Raw genomic sequence first — 16,506 nt, 5'->3', positions numbered from 1 at the left:
ATCAAGTGAGACAAATAGATTTCTTCCGATGGATTAGGAATAATCCAATCGTCAAAGCTCCTAGTAGCAGCGAACTCGGTTCGGGAACTGCCGAACTGCTGGCCAAGAGTGGGGTGATGAAGCCGTAGTTGCTTTGCCAATCATTCAAGTTGCCAACGCTAGGATTTCGTTGCCAAATTAGAAAGTCGCGGCCATCGACGTCGCCATCGAAATCAAAATCACCGTCCAGGATGGCCGCCAGCGATACCGAGTTGCTTTGGTAGTTGAGGCTCCATGCCAGCGGACTGGCGAGTTGTGGTAGCACGACATTTGCGAATGTACCCTGGATGGAGGTGGCCGTGATGATCTCAAACGTATCACCTAGGGATGGTGTAAACCCTTTGAAGAGCGATACGTCGAGCGTACCGCCTAGATTGGCAATTCCAGCGCCGATAATGTGTTGCAGTCGATCAAAGCTGCCGAGTGACGTTCCTCCGATTTCAATCTCCAACACACCATCGTAAGCCACGCTACCACGGTTGACCGTTGCAGGAGAGAAACCGGGAGCGTCGGTGCCGGTGATCACGACGTTGTCGAGAGTGCCGACACCTTTGACATAACCGGTTAGATAGATGGGTTCTGATGGTTGCAAACCGACAACATGGCCATTATTGATGAAAGGCTTGGCTGGATCGTTGGGCGTATCCACATTTCCAACACCGGTGATGTTTCCGCCATAATTGAGCGTTAAGCCATTGGCGGCTGCAAGGGTTGTGTTGGTGGGAGATGGCCCTCCCCCGATCCCTGAATCCAAAAACACCCACGCTCCCGAGTCTAGGACAGCGTCGTTGAGGTCTTCCAACAAGAGCGTAGTGGAGTCCTCGAGTTGTATATTGCCGTTGGTGTAGAAACCGTTGGGAGCAGTGCCATTGCCAACGACCAGCGTCAGCAGCTCTCCTTCTGAGTGGATCGTAGATCCAATATCGCCAAGAAAAATAATTCCGGATAGGTCGCCGTGGCCTTTAATTTTGCCATTGTTGCCGACAAGTATACTGTTCGTCGGCGTGACGAGTGTACCCCCCTCGAAATGAAGAGTGCCATTAATTATCGGACGCCCTTGCGAATAAATATTAGCCGTATTGCTACCGACATCGAGCGTGCCACGAAAGTCGACCGTGCCGAGAGGTATCGAGGCGATTTGATTGTTGCCGGGGCCGGTGACATCACCCACGACAATGCCGTAGCCGCTGAGTGTGTCGCCGACGCCGAGAGTCATGCCGTTGCGACCAACCAATGCACCGCCGTTGAGCACAGTCAGGGTTCCCATCTCGGCTGAGTCGGCATCGAGGATTTCGAGCGTGCCGGAGGTGGTGATGATCGTATTGCCGGAATAGTTAAATCCACTTGTGCTCGACTCGTTGCCAACAGAGAGCACGCCGCCAGCGGCGGTGATGGTGGAGCCGCCGGAGATGTTGGCGTTGACGGTTCCGAATCCACTGAGCGTTCCGCCGGCGAGTTCGAAGTCGATGGCGTTAATCGTGCCGGTGGACAGGTTAACTTGTCCCGTTTCCCACACGGTCAGCGAATTCGTAACATCAACTAGTCCACCATTGTGAACGGAAAGGTTTCCGAAGGCACCGGCAGTACTTGAGTATCCGCCGACGTAGACATCGCCTGCATTCGTCCAGGTGGAACCGATGCCGCTGACAGTAACAATGCCCCGAGCGGCGCTGCCCGCATGGCCGACATAGGAGCTGGCGCTACTCGATACGCTGCCGCCGTTTCGGATCGTTAATGTGCCGTGGCCACCCGATACACCGATAAATATCGGCTGTTCTAACGACCAGTTGGAATTCACGCCCTCGACGACTACTCCGCCGGTTGCACCGGTCTGATAGCCAACGTACCCGTAGCGGCTGGAGACGCTGCCGCCATCTAGGATCTCGAGCGTTCCATCGCCGGCAAAGCCGATAATCGGATAGTACCCGTCCATATTCCAGGTCGACTCGAGGCCGCTGACGGTTACGGTCCCGGTTGAACCAGCATTGCGGCCAATGTAGGCATGTAGGCTTATCACCATTGCACCGTCGGAAATTTCAATTGTTGCGTTTCCGTTATACCCGACGTTTAATTCACTGACATTGTTCCAAACGGAACCTGCCCCGTCGACGACAACGGAACCCGTTGATTCGGAGAGGTAACCGACATAACCGATCTGATTCGATACAACGCCGCCATCTTGAATACGTAGTCCTCCGACCCCAGCATAGCTAACGTGAAGGTCTTCCGCAGTGTTCCAATTCGACCCGCTCCCGGACACAAGTACGGAGCCGGATTGACTTCCCGCAGCAATATATGAGGTTGATCCGACCGAGAGGCTTCCGCCATTTGTGATTTCGAGAGCTCCGTTGCCGGAACTCCCCACTTGGATAAGTTGCGTAGGTATTGTCCATTGCGATCCGGGGCCGTCCACAATAGCCGTTCCCATCGAATCGGGAAAATAGCCTATCAAACTTTGACCGCTAGTGATCGAACTTCCGTCCAAGATGTTGAGCGAGCCTCGATGGGATTCGCCTACCCACAGCGATGTCGACTGGAGGTTGACTGAGGACGCACCGTTTTGGAGCGTCAGCGTGGGATGGTCATCCAGGTTGTTTCCGTCGACGGATAGCAGCGAGGACTGTATTTCCAGGGCGCCGCCATCAACAAAGATTTCACCATCGTGGAAGTTGAAGGTGCTGCCATTGCCGCGAGTGAGGCTGCCGGTGTGCAGCGTGCCGCCGTCGACGGTAAGTGAGTCGCCGCCGCCCCAGAGTTTCGTGGTATTAGCCACGGTGACGAGTCCGCCATCGGTGATACTCAGTGTGCCCGTGCCCCCCGCTGTCGTGGCATTGCCGCCCAGGTAAAGCGAGTCGGTGTTGGTCCACGTCGAAGCGGTACCGTCAACCGTGACAGTGCCAGTGGAAATGCTGCTACTTCCAAGGCGAGCGCTCGCATTAGTGACTTCACCGCCTGCGGAGATGTTGAGAATGCCAGCCCCGCTACCAGTGTTTCCCACTGTGAGCAAGCCGGAGATATTCCAGGCAGAGCCACTTCCATCGACTATCACAGTGCCGCTTGAGCCGGTCACCTCTCCGAGTTCTCCGGTGGAACTGGAGACTGTACCGCCGTTTTGGACAGCCACGGTACCGGTACCATTATTGCCAACAATGAGTTTGCTCGTGTTTGTCCACATCGATCCTGTGCCATTGACGGTGACAGATCCTGTGGCACTGCCTCCATTGCTGATACGTGCTTCCACATTTGAAACACTGCCGCCATTCTGGATTATCAATTCGCCATCACCACTGTTTCCGACTATCAGGTTTCCCGTACTTACCCACATCGAACCCATGCCGCTGACAGTGACATCGCCAACGGCACCAAGCGAATGACCAATCGATCCCGCTGTGTTTGACACAGTGGCGCCAGATTGAATCGACAATGTTCCTTCGCCGGAATTACCGACTCTCAGGTCTGTAGTATTAATCCATGAAGTGCCAAGACCGGTTACGGTGGTTGAACCGGTCGAGCCAGCGAGATTGCCAATTCGCCCGGTGGTATTGGACACGCTGCCGCCGTCCGTGACATCAAGTGTGCCGTCGCCTCCATTACCGACGATAATCCCGCCCGAATTCGTCCAGCTCGAAGCCGTACCATCGACTGTGACCGTTCCGGTAGAACCAGCCAAATTTCCAATATAGGTGTTTCCTGTCCCCAGGACCGATACACTACCGCTGTTTTGAATGGTAAGGGTCCCATTGCCGCCGTGACCGACGCTGAAATCACTTGTACTAGTCCAAGTCGAGCCAACTCCGTCGACAGTAGCACTACTTGTGGAAGCACTGCCGGCCGCGATGTAGCCCCAACCGTTGGAAACATTACCGCCGTCAGTGATACTAAGTGTTCCATTGCTACCAGCGCCAATAAACAACTCATGGTTGGTCCAGTTGGAACCAGTGCCATCAACATTAACTGTCCCCCCGTCGCCTCCGGTATCCCAACCGACGTAACCGAACCCATTGTATACGCTGCCTCCATCTAAAATATTGAGTGTCCCTTCGCCTAGGCCACCGACAACAATATTGTTGGATTGAGTAGTCCAAGAAGAGCCAGCACCGGTAATCGTGGCGGTGCCAGTGGATCCACTGAGAGAGCCTATATAGGCATGTCCGGAACCGGAGACAGAACCTCCATTCTGAATGTTGAGGGTACCATCGCTATTGTTACCGATCAAGAGATTGCCGGTATTGGTCAGGGTTGAGCCCGTTCCATCGACAGTGACAAGGCCTGAGGACCCTGTCTTGTCTCCAATGTGAATGAAACTATTGGATACTGCTCCACCATTGGAGATCGTCAGTGTGCCGTCGCCACTGTTGCCTACGTACAGTCCCTGATTTCCGGCTGGCGTGTTGAGTGTCCATGTTGAACCCGTGCCGTCAATGGTCACTGCGCCTGTGGTTCCTACTTGGCGGCCAATCGACGAGACACTGCTGGTGAGTGTGCTACCCGACAGGACATTCAGAGTGCCGCTGTCGGTTTCACCTAGATAGACGGACCCCACGTTGGCAGTCGAGGCACCATTGATGAGCGTGAGTGTGGGGTTGTCAGTTAGCATAGCGCCATCGAGTGTAAGGTTGGCTGTGCCTTGATTGAAAGTACCCCCATCGACGATCAATTCGCCGTCATCGAAATCCAGTGTGCCGCCACTTGTATTTGTGAATGAACCTGTGGTGAGAGTACCACCATTCATCGTGAGTGTCCCGCCGGACCATAGTCTGGTCGTCCCGACCACAGTGGCCATCCCCGAATTGTTGAGATTGAGTGTGCCTATGCCACCGGAAGCTACTTCAGAACCGCCTATCGACAACGAGAAATTGGTGGACAAGATCGATCCAGCGCCGTCGACTGTGGCGCTGCCTGTGGAACCGGGAAGATCTGCCACTCTGATGTAGGATCCTGCGGCCGATCCGCCGTTCTCAATGCTGAGAGTGCCATTTCCACCTTGCCCGACGATGAGACCCCCCGAACTTGTCCACGATGAATCCACGCCTATAACGTTGATGAAACCCACCCCTCCTGATCCGATTCGCCCAGTAAATGCATTCGTGACGGTTCCACCGTTCTCAATGTTGAGTGTGCCCGTGCCACTGGCACCTACGAACAGATTTCCCGCCACCGTCCAAGTCGAGTTCAAACCCTGCACGTTCACGATCCCGTCAGAAGCTCCTTGAATGGCAACAGCACCGGTGGTGCCCGTGGTCACTTCTGCCCCATCCAAGATATTCAGTGTAGCGCTCCCGAAATATCCAATACTCAAGCTGCCTGTATTGGTCCAGACTGAGTTCGCGCCCTCTACAGTCACGGTTCCGACGGACGTACTCTGATAGCCAACGTAACCTATTGAATTTGATATGCTGCTGCCGGCATCAATCGATAATTCCCCGTTGCCCGTATTGCCGATCGCAAGGTTGTCAGCGCCCAGTGACAACGGGTCTAGCAATGGATTAGAGAGCGTGACCGGCGTGCCGTCCGGATCCTGCACCACGTCGGTTGACCCAAGACTGTCTGGGTCGACCGTGTTGGCGGCATGAGCGAGATGGCATGTAAACAGTAAGACGGCCGAGTAACGAAGGCATTTGAAGAGTTTCATGTAGTAGCTTTCTGCTGATTAGTGGTTCCAACCTGTGGTCACCCGGACGAATATGCCATGAGTCCCGTTCCTTGCTATTCCAATCCAGTAAGCAATGGCAAGCGTCAGGGGTAGCAGCGAGCTTGGCTCGGGAACTGCCGCATTAGCGGCTTTTAACGGCGTGCCTCCGGCACCGTATTGATATTCCCAGATCGCAAGATCAACTTCGTCGTTGAAGCTGTCTTCGTTGGCGTCGCCGGTTATTTGCGATGAACCACTTTCGAAGTGGCGCTGCCAGACGAGAAAGTCATGTCCGTCGACATCGCCATCGATATCGAAGTCGGCCGTGAAGATTGGCAATAGGCCCTGAGAAGTGAACAGTGCTGGATCGCCACCCGTGCCGGCATTGCCGAACACGTCCAGATCGACGACACCCTTTACGGTGCCGTCGGAGAGTTCGAACAAGGTGTCGAAGATAGTTGTGTCGACGCCGAGCGAGTCGTCGAGTTCATATTCGGCGTAGCCGGTAGACTGCAGGTCGAGGACAAAGAAACCTGGTGAACTGGGAATGGGCTTGGGGGGGCCCGCAATGATGGTTTCGATGACCACCCTCGTGACTCGCCCTTGGGCGACTGTTGTGCCGGCGTTTTTGACGAAGAGCGTGTTGTCGAAGTTTGGCATGGCTCCAGGCAGATAGATTTGCACAGCGGTCCCCGTGGCGTCACCATCTTCGTAACTGCCTTCGTCAAGCGGCATGGCTGTTGTATTAGGGCCTGGCAAAGGGAGCGTGAAATTACCGAATTCGAAAGTCAGATTGCTGGGATTTCCTCTCACCGAAGCCAATACGGTTGGCAGGCCGAAAATATTGTTGGACGTACCAAGGGCTCCCTGGAGGAATTCAAATGGCCCGAAGCCAAATACATTGGCTGAGGTCGCCGAAGGAAAGTATTTTAACGTAGGGTGCACGTCACTTGCGACAAGATCCCAATCGAACCCGACTGATGCTGCCTGGCTCGAAGTAGACGCAGCCTCGAAATACCCACCCCACCATACGACAAAGAGTATTGCCGAGGGCAGCAGGCGATAAGTTGTAGTTCTCATTTAGTGGTCCTGGGGATAAGTTGTGAGTCAATGATTCGCTCTGCGGCGCAGGAAACACATTGAACAGGCGAGTGTGGCTAACAGAAGTGAGTTTGGTTCAGGAATCGCACTAGTACTTGCCCAGAGAGGTGCGACGTCCCCGAAATTCGCATGCCAATCATCAAGACCCCCAAGAGTTGGATTTCGTTGCCAAATTAGAAAGTCGCGGCCATCGACGTCGCCGTCGGCGTCGAAGTCTGCCGCAAGTCCCGCAGCGACGGCGACGGCCGTTAGTGAGTTCGCGGTGTAGTGCAGATCGAAGTCGATGCCGAGAGCCTGAAAATAAGGATCGACCATGACTTCGTCGAACGTACCGAGCAGGTTCTGATCGGAAAGTAAGAGTTTGAAGCTGTCGCCCACTTGCGGCTGAAAGCCGTGCCAGGGCTTGAGTTCCAGGTCCACACCGGAGAGCAGTTCCATCGTTGCCGCGTCGATGATCTGATCGTGATTGTTGGAGCCCGAACCGGGAGTGGTTCCACCTAGTTCCATTTCGACCATGCCGGCAAAGCTGAAGTTTTCTCCTGCGACAATGGCCGGACTCAAGCCGGGGGCGAAGGTGCCCAGCACCAACGTGTTCTCAAAGGTGCCGATGCCGCTCACGGTCCAGTCGGAACCAAAGGCAATCCGCTCACCCGTGGCGGTGCCATCGCCGATTACGTGGCCGTTGTTCTTGAAGTTGCCTTCAATGGTGCCGCGGCCGGTGACGTTTTTGCCTTGTTCGACCAGGAAGTGCGGGGCGGTATCACCGACCGTCGCCGCACCGGCTACAAGTGTGCCGCCGCTCGCGCCATCGCCCAGCGTAGTGAGCGAGCCGAGGACTGCCTCATTGGCGTCGTTGATCGTGACGGTATGTTGTCTGGTCCGCAGTTCACCATCGCTATAGAACCCGGCGACTGCGGTGCTGTCTCCCAAGGTCAAGTTGCCCGTAGTGGCGGCGATCACCGAGCCAATCTGTGCGGCCACGGGTCCGGAGACCGTGCCGTTGCCGACGATGTTTTCACTGGCTCCCAACGAAACACCATTGACCGTTGCCAACGTGCCACCGGCCAGCGGTGTGAGTGCTCCCAAGTCGACGTATCCCGCAGAACGCAGGGTCAGGGTCGCGCCGCTGTCGATGAGCAGCGTGCCGAGCGATTGGAACCCGAGGAAGCTGTTAGGATTGCCCAAGACGAAATTGCCTGCCGAGGCATGAATCACAGACCCCAGTGGGGCAGAAATTGCCGCATCGATAGTTGTGGTGGCCGAGTTGGTAGATATCAACTGATGGTCGAACTGGAGGGAAATAGGCGTCGTATCGATAAACGTCAGGTCTTCGCTGCCACCAAACGTATGTGGCGAGCCACCGAAAGAGATGTCCAATGGGCTAGCCAGTGTTCGAGTCGCTCCCTCCGCGCGAATCGTCGCACCAGGATACATGACCAGCGTCGATCCTCCATCGATGGCTGAGTTGCTGCCGATAGCCAGTCCCCCTTGTGTTAGATAAGTGACTCCTGAAAAAGTGTTGTTGCCCGAGAGGGTCACTTCGCCGGTGCCTTGCAAGTAGACCACACCCGTGCCTGTGATGGCATTGGCAAAGGCGCCCGCGCCGCTGTCGTTAAAATATAGCGTACCGTTGCTCATTGCCACGTCGCCCGGTACGTAGCTTGAATCCGTATACAGGTAGCCCGAAGTGATTGTTGTGCCTCCGGTATAGGTGTTCACTGCCGAGTAGGCAACACCTGTATTGATTTCCACATTGCCGGTACCTGAGATGACGCCGTTGAAAGTACCAGAGCTGCTTTCGAAACGCACCGTGGCATTGTTAACGATCGTCCCCTGGAGAGCGGAAGTGTAACCGGCCAAAATCCCTGCGTTGACGGTCGTTCCACCCGAATAGTTGTTGCTAAATCCGCGTAAGGTTACCGTATCGGACGTTGACTTGGTCAGTGCCGCCGTGCCGGTAAGCCTGCTGGTGATGATGCCTTTGCGAACATCGAGACTGGTGGCATTTAACGTGCCGCTGCTGACGTTCCCGTCGATGAGTGTGAGTGCCCCAATCGATTCGCTACCAGACACAATCAAATTGCCGCCATTGATTTCCACGGCCCCGGCGTCGGGAAGGCGTTCAGATCCGGAAAGTTGCAAAGTGCCTGCGTTGACGAACGTACCGCCGGAATAGGTCGCTGAATTAGAGACAATAAAGCTCCCTGTGCCGGTTTTGGTCAAAGCCCCTGAGCCACTCAGCTCAACTTGAGCCGAGCCTGATTGGACCGCAAAAGAGGACGCGATCAACTTTCCATTGCCATTGATCGTGCCGCTATTGAAGGTCACAGCTCCGACAGTCTCTGTGCCTGTTACTTGCAGGGTGCCGCTGCTAACCTCTACCGAACCCGTGTCGGCGAGCCGCTCGTCACCACTTAAAACGAGCGTCCCTTGATTGACGAAGGTCCCACCTTGGTAGGTGTTGTTGCCCGAGAGCGTCGACGTCGCGTTCGTGGTCTTGGTAAGAGTACCGGTGCCAGCCAGGGCTACAGAGACCGTCCCACCCTGGGCGTCGTAGGAGCTGCCGTTCAGTACGCCGCTGCCGATTATGCTCCCACTCGAGATGGTTACCGTTCCCACAGTTTCGTTGAACGTTGCTACATCAAACGTGCCACTGTTCGACACGATCAAGTCGGAGGAGTCGGCAATGAATTCATTACCACCGATGGCGAGGCTTCCTTGCGATACCGTGGTGGAACCGGTGTAAGTCTGCGCGGCCCCGAGGGTGAGCGTGCCGCCGTTTGTCTTTTCGAAGGAGCCCGTTCCCGATATTACGCCCGAATAGGTATCTGAAGAGCTCTGCGCAAATTCTATAACACCGCTGTTGGGAATATTTCCGATCAATGCATTCGTGTTTCCCCGCAGTCTCCCTGCCGTGACAGTCGTTCCACCTGTGTAAGTGTTCGTATTTGAGAGGCTAAGCGTGCCGGACCCCTGCTTGTCGATGCCACCATTCTGCACGATGGCAGCAATCGTAAGCGTTCCCCCGTCGATATCGAAGACTTTCGTACCGCCGTTGAGATCTAGCTTGCCGTTGAGATTGCCGGTGGATGAGCCCAAATAACCAAAGCCGGGACCTGTTTGAGTAATCGAGCCAGTAACTACCAGTGGTTCAAACGCATTGTATAAGTAGATCGCAGACGACGCCACGCTCGTGTCGATGACAATCGAGTTGAGAGTTTGCGCTTGATTCTGCTGGAAAGTGCCACCCAGCAGCATAAGGTTTGCCGTGGCAGCGATTAGGTTGTCACCAGCCAGACGGAGAGATCCCCCATGGCTGATTTCTATATCTCCCGGGACGGCGATCACGTTGTTCGACTTGTTGAGATACAGATCCATTCCTTGAACCTGGGTAATTCCTGCATACGTATTTGCTGAGGAACCAGAGAGATTCAACCAATCTAAGGTACTATTCCCAACGGCAAGGATTCCGCCACTACCACTGATTGCCCCAGATAGGTAGATGTCTTGCTCTATGGCAACAGTCAAATTGGCGTCAAGAACTAGATCGTTAGCAACAGCTCTCGAGCTCGGGCCGTCCTCTACATTGATCGTGGGCGCGGTGCCCGTGAACCGTAGCGGACTGCCAGTTATCTGATGCGAAGCATCGGTAGGCATCTGGAAGGAAAGCACGTTGAGATCCAGTGGCGTACCAATACCCTGATTTGAGCTACCCACAAACGCCACGTTGTCGAGAATGTGAATCTCAGTGGTTGCTCCCCCGGTCGGTGCCACGTTGCCCACCCAATTGGTGGCTGTGGACCACAGGTTGTCTGTTGTGCTATGGCCGTCGTATTGAAAGACCTGAGCATCGCTCTGCAGGTTCAGGGCCAGGACCAATATGCCGATCGTTGTTAGTCTCAGAGACAAAGTTTTCATAAGGTATTACCTCGTGTAGGTTGGTTTCGAAGTCATAAGTTCAAATAAGAAACTAGGTTTACTGATTTTTGCTATCGTTCAGGCCACTTCGCAATAACGCCCCCAAAGTGAGCAGAGACCAAACCAGCACCGCGCTGGCCTCCGGCACGGCGGTGACGTTCAACGTTGGGGTGAATCTAGGAGTGGCCGAGTAGAAGAACCCGAGTGAGCCTGTGTCGACTCGGCTGGTGATTCCTATGTGCGAGGCACCCATTGTGTATGCCTGCTGCACGAAGCTCGTGAGGTCGATCGAGTTGAGGGCGGCATTGTTGGCTACGCTGTCGAGAGAAGTTTGCACTTGGGCTACTAGCGGTTTGCTGCCGACTTCGAAGTTTGACAAACTCAGCGTTCCGTCACCCTGATAGCCGTAGAAGCTGACCAATGGCAGTCCTCCTCGTCCATTCTCGAAAAGAGTCAAAATGGCTGAAGAAATGGTTCCTGAGATCGAACTCAAGGAGAATTGCAGTGTCGTGCGATCTTCGAACGAGGGCATGTTCGATGGCCTGTATTCATTGTTGAGTACCGTGCCGGCTGGACCTGAGAACGAATCAAAGACGCCGTCGCTAGGTGAATCGTGACCGACTGCCACCACCGTGGGATCGATGACGAACAGGTCAGCTTGCACAAAACTGTTGTTGAGAAGCAACGAACAAGCAAGTGAGAAACACAAAGTCGAAATAGAACGAAGACGACGTGGCACGAGAAAAGAGTAGAACTTGGTAATCAGAACCACACCCGCCAGCGCAGACCAGATAAGAACGGCGTTCGCCTCTGGGACAGCGGTCAATACGAGGCTGCCAGAGCTGCTGGGATTGATCACGTCAATTTGAAAAGTCAACCCATTGGTGGCGAAGAAGGGGTCGATCACGACCGAGCCAAACGAACCGATGAGCTCTGTTTGCCAAGTGAAGAGGGTGAACATGTCCCCCGCCGTTGGTACGAATCCGTTGTAGGGCAGGATGCTCAAGGTTGAAGAGGACAGCAAATCAAGGGTAGCTGTGTCATTAATTTGATCGTGATTGTTTGGCCCAAAACCGGGTAGCGCACCTCCCAGTTCGATCTGGACCGTGCCGCCGAATTGCTGATTGGTGCCGGTGACGACGGCTGGGCTGTTCCCTGGCGAGTAGGTTCCCAGTGAAAGCGTGTATTCCAACGAGCCGGCACCTGTGAGGGTGTAGCCCTCGCCGAAAACCAACCGTTGGTCAGGACCTAACCCCATCACCGCGCCATGGTTAATGACATCTTCCTGGATTACCGAGCTGCCACTCAATTGCTCGCCTTCATTGACAACGAGCACTGCGCTTGCCGGAGTTGAGCCAACAACCAGTGCCAGCCAGCAGCCCCATCCCAAGAGGGCAAGGTGTTGAATGGCAACCGATGGGATCAGCTTTCTTTTTTCAAATTGCAAGTGAGAGTGCCTTAGGCAAGCCACGCAAGCCAGGGTCAGACAGACCATCGTGCCCAGCGAGGAAGGTTCGGGAACTGCCACGCTGAGTGCCGATTGAGTAGCACTGCGACCGTAGTTGGCCTGCCAGTTAGCGAGGTATCCAATAGCAGGGTTTCGTTGCCAGGTGAGGAAGTCGCGGCCATCCACGTCGCCATCTTGGTCGAAGTCGCCAGTGCTGAGATTCGGCAGACCATTGGCAGAAAAAACCACGTTTAGGGCGTGGCCGGAATCACCGAGCGATAGAAAGAGTGCGCCGCTGCCCAGGTCGTTTAGAAAGGCACTCTCGTCAAACACATAAGTGCCAGCGGAAAATCCGCTGATTGTGCCGATGGCTGTGGCAATGGTCCAGGAATAGTCTTGGGAGTTATCGAAGTTGGTCGCCTGACCTGGTTCATCGAGCAGATCGAGCGTATTGAGAGAAATGATCATCGGTTCAATCGTGGTGCCGATGTTGATAATATCGCTTTCGACAGCCAGAAGATCGTAGTCGGTGCCGGAGATTCCTTGGGCGTCGCGGATTTCGAGTTCGAAGATCGATCCCCCTTCAAATGTCATGTTGCCGCCGACCGTCAACATGCCGGGACTGCTTCCGGGGGCGATAACAGCGTTTGACTTAGACTTGACATTCCCAGCAAACTTGCCCAGGCCTTTGGCTTTGGCAAACTCGGCCAATGTCACATCGGAAACGTCGGTCTCTCCGCCGTCACTCACTATTATTGTGCCAGTAACCGTAACGGGATTGGGCGATTTTAATCTGCCTTTAACATTTACTAGGCTGTTCCCAACAAAATTCCAATTTGTGGCCTGGGCCGTGGCGCCAGCTTCGACGGCCAACGATCCGGTGATGGTCGCATTGCCGGTAGATGCCAGATTGCCAAAGACAACCGCAGACGCCAACGCTTTGACATCGATCGCCCCTGGCCCGAAAATACTCGCTCCAGCACCCAGTGTCAGTGTGCCATCGTTAACAAGCAACTGCCCATCGATATTCACGACGCCCGATTCGATAGTGTTCTCGCCAAAGCAATTTACCAGTCCGAATCCACCTCCACTCGGAGGGGTCGTGACAACGGCACTGTCCAGAGTGGCGTCGGAGATTGTCCCCCCTACTACTACGGGACCGACTATTCGCACTTGCTTGTCGAGCGTTCCATCGATGGTGACCAAGCCATCTTGCAATTCTAAGATGCCCGTTCCTCCTAGAGTTGCCCCGTCGGCGATAACAAAGTGGCCTCCGTTGTTAACATACATGGGAACGTTGACCGCCAACGTGCCGGCAGTCAAGTTGCTCACCGAGGTCGATATCGATAGGGATCCCTGATTAATCGATAGTGACCCGTTGCTCGAGAACGTCGTTCCGTGTGCTGAAACGCTTCCCTCGATCACGCCTTCACCTTCCACGCGAGATCCACTTCCGTTTGAGATGCCTTCCTGGCCAAGTGACAGCGTGCTTCCTACTCCTAGGTGAATAATGCCCGAGTTCACAAAGGGCGATGCGAAAGATCCAGGAGATGCGTCTGGTGGCCGACCCGTCAAAAGTAGATCGCGCCCGCCGCGCAGTTCCAGTGTCCCTGCATTCGTCCATAGTCCGTCAATCGCAGGCATAGCGGAGCTAGGACCATCCAGAATTACCATGGCATCGGTATGCCGAAGCTCAAAGGGCGTTCCACCGGAGATTTGGGGAAGCACAATCGAACTGTTTCCCCTGGCGATCCAGGTACCCTCCGTAAGTGTTGCCTCAGCGATTAACTGGAGTGGCGCCAGTGGATGGACCGCAATACTGTTCGACTTAGGAATCGCGACAGTACCTTCGTGAACCTCCAGCGTCCCTGGATTGTCAAACGGCTGATTCGAGTCGAGATTTAATTGCCCTCCAGAGTCCACGAGTATTGCGCCATCGTTTGCAAACGCACCATCAATCGCCAATGAAGAATCCGTCAGAATACTTATCGCTCCGCTGTTGCTTCCGCCCGCTTCGAATCGAGCTGTCGAAGTATTGTTGATATTTAGCGTTCCACCAATCGCGGCGTTTCCTTCGACGGTGAACTGGGAATCATCGATTTCGATGTTGCCTGTGCCTGAATAGGCTCCACCTACATTCAGGTTCGACAGGGCTGCAACATCGATGGTTCCGGCGTTGATTAAATTTGCAGCTAGAGTAGCAGCAGAGACATTCTCAATGATTAATGCACCGTCATTCGTGGCCAGTGAAGCCATGGTAAGGTGGCCGTTGTCAACAGTGACAATTCCTGCTCCGTGATTGATGAACCCTGCGTCTAGAGTTAGAGTCTTACTAGGTTGAATATTCATCGATCCCGCGTTAGAGACAAATCCTCCGAGCTTTAGCGTCCCGCTGTTGACGTTAACGTTACCGGTGTTGCTGAAGGCGAGACCGAAATAAGTCGTTCCTGCCCCGCCGCTTTTGGTGAAGGTACCGGCGTTGTTGATTTGCGATGGAGCACCACCGAAGCCGTTTAAGATTTCTCCGTCGAAGTTAGTATCGAATGTCGCCCCGAGCTGGTTGTTGAACACCGCTCCATTTCCGGTCAAAACTTGTCCGGCCGTCCAGGTCGCAGCGCCAGCGTTATTGAGGACGCGACCATTGAGGGTCTTGGAGTTGCTGCCACTCAGGTCCAGGCCGCCGTTGGCATTGGTTATGCCTGCGCCAGTCATCGTGCCCCTCGTCCAAGTCAGCATGCCCGAAGCGATGATTGTCGATGTACCATCGATAGTGGCTGAGGAGTTCGTGAGAGCTAGATTCGTAAGTTCGAGATCACTTAATGCAGTCAAAGTACCATTGCTGATGTCCAGCGTTCCAGCGCCAGTCACACTTGCACCAGCTACGAAGCTTACGCCGCTCGATATCTGCAATGTGCTGCCGGCTGACACGTCGAAGCTACCGCTGCTTGTTCCGCCTCCCGATAGACTGAGCGTACCTGACTGAACGTTAACAGCACCGGTATTGTTGAATGCGATATGGATTCTGGTCGCGCCCGCTCCGCTACTTTTGGTGAAAGTACCGGAGTTGTTAATTTGCGATGGAGCACCACCGAAGCCGTTTAAGATTTCTCCGTCGAAGTTAGTATCGAATGTCGCCCCGAGCTGGTTGTTGAACACCGCTCCATTTCCGGTCAAAACTTGTCCGGCCGTCCAGGTCGCAGCGCCAGCGTTATTGAGGACGCGACCATTGAGGGTCTTGGAGTTGCTGCCACTCAGGTCCAGGCCGCCGTTGGCATTGGTTATGCCTGCGCCAGTCATCGTGCCCCTCGTCCAAGTCAGCATGCCCGAAGCGATGATTGTCGATGTACCATCGATAGTGGCTGAGGAGTTCGTGAGAGCTAGATTCGTAAGTTCGAGATCACTTAATGCAGTCAAAGTACCATTGCTGATGTCCAGCGTTCCAGCGCCAGTCACACTTGCACCAGCTACGAAGCTTACGCCGCTCGATATCTGCAATGTGCTGCCGGCTGACACGTCGAAGCTACCGCTGCTTGTTCCGCCTCCCGATAGACTGAGCGTACCTGACTGAACGTTAACAGCACCGGTATTGTTGAATGCGATATGGAATCTGGTCGCGCCTGCCCCGCCGCTTTTGGTGAAGGTACCGGCGTTGTTGATTTGCGATGGAGCACCGATGAAGCCGTCGAAGATTTCGCCGTCGAAGTTGGTATCGAATATCGCTCCGAGCTGGTTGTTGAGCACCGCTCCATTGCCGGTAATGAATTGGCCGGCCGCCCAGGTGGCAGCGCCGGCATTGTTGAGGACGCGGCCATCAAGGTTCTTGGGTAGGCTGCCACTCAGGTCCAGGCCGCCGTTGGCGCGCGTGGTCCCCGTACCGCTCATCGTGCCCCTCGTCCATGTCGTGAAACCTGAGATGGTCAGATCAGAACTTCCTGTAATAGTTCCATTCGTCTGTTGCAGATTTTCAATGCTAATATCCTGATCCAATGTGACCGTTCCGCCTGAAATCAGTGCCTCGTAAGTCAGTCCTCCATTTCCATTATTGGGAAACAGCAGACTGTCCCAGTGAGAATCATCCGACCAGGTGTTGGTCGAACCATCCCAGGTGCTGGTGACATCGGCAGCCGTTGCGACTGAACAAGCAAAGCCTAAGCAAAGCAGCGAGGCAGTGACGAGATACGATTTCATCTTGAGTGGTCCAATCAAGGAATAAGTAAATGGCGCCCAGAAAATGGGCTCAAAATAGTACGTATATTTAAGAAAACGCGTCCCCTGTACCCTTGAGGCCCAGCTGGATTTGGGCGCAATTCCCCTATCCATAGTCCTGCAGTCGAAGGGGGGAATCTGTCGAATATTCCTAAGAATTGGG

At 54.5% G+C, this 16,506-nt stretch carries 4 protein-coding genes; all 4 read right to left on the bottom strand.

The window, feature by feature from the left end; genetic code table 11:
- Nucleotide 1: 1 nt before the first annotated feature.
- Genes Pr1d_RS01640 through Pr1d_RS01625 form a run of 4 tightly spaced genes read right to left on the bottom strand, consistent with a single transcriptional unit; the run spans nucleotide 2 to nucleotide 16,325 of the window.
- Complete coding sequence (locus tag Pr1d_RS01640) at nucleotides 2-5,671, bottom strand: beta strand repeat-containing protein (protein ID WP_148071886.1); 5,670 nt, start codon at nucleotides 5,669-5,671, stop codon at nucleotides 2-4.
- An 18-nt stretch (nucleotides 5,672-5,689) separates the two neighbouring features.
- The gene (locus Pr1d_RS01635) at nucleotides 5,690-6,751 is read right to left on the bottom strand and encodes a hypothetical protein (RefSeq protein WP_148071885.1); all 1,062 of its coding nucleotides are present in this window, start codon (nucleotides 6,749-6,751) and stop codon (nucleotides 5,690-5,692) included.
- A 27-nt stretch (nucleotides 6,752-6,778) separates the two neighbouring features.
- Nucleotides 6,779-10,690: a beta strand repeat-containing protein gene (locus Pr1d_RS01630; RefSeq protein WP_148071884.1), complete on the bottom strand. Its 3,912-nt coding sequence runs from the start codon at nucleotides 10,688-10,690 to the stop codon at nucleotides 6,779-6,781.
- 58 nt (nucleotides 10,691-10,748) lie between these two features.
- Nucleotides 10,749-16,325, bottom strand: a complete 5,577-nt coding sequence (locus Pr1d_RS01625) for a beta strand repeat-containing protein (protein ID WP_148071883.1) — start codon at nucleotides 16,323-16,325, stop codon at nucleotides 10,749-10,751.
- Between the last annotated feature and the right edge of the window lie 181 nt (nucleotides 16,326-16,506).

The sequence above is a fragment of the Bythopirellula goksoeyrii genome (assembly GCF_008065115.1).
Lineage (GTDB): Bacteria > Planctomycetota > Planctomycetia > Pirellulales > Lacipirellulaceae > Bythopirellula > Bythopirellula goksoeyrii.
This window is presented reverse-complemented; position numbering and strand designations above follow the sequence as displayed.

What these genes read in the sequence shown, in the direction of transcription:
- Pr1d_RS01640 (WP_148071886.1), bottom strand. Translation starts at nt 5,671, where the DNA reads ATGAAACTCTTCAAATGCCTTCGTTACTCGGCCGTCTTACTGTTTACA.
- Pr1d_RS01630 (WP_148071884.1), bottom strand. Translation starts at nt 10,690, where the DNA reads ATGAAAACTTTGTCTCTGAGACTAACAACGATCGGCATATTGGTCCTG.
- Pr1d_RS01635 (WP_148071885.1), bottom strand. Translation starts at nt 6,751, where the DNA reads ATGAGAACTACAACTTATCGCCTGCTGCCCTCGGCAATACTCTTTGTC.
- Pr1d_RS01625 (WP_148071883.1), bottom strand. Translation starts at nt 16,325, where the DNA reads ATGAAATCGTATCTCGTCACTGCCTCGCTGCTTTGCTTAGGCTTTGCT.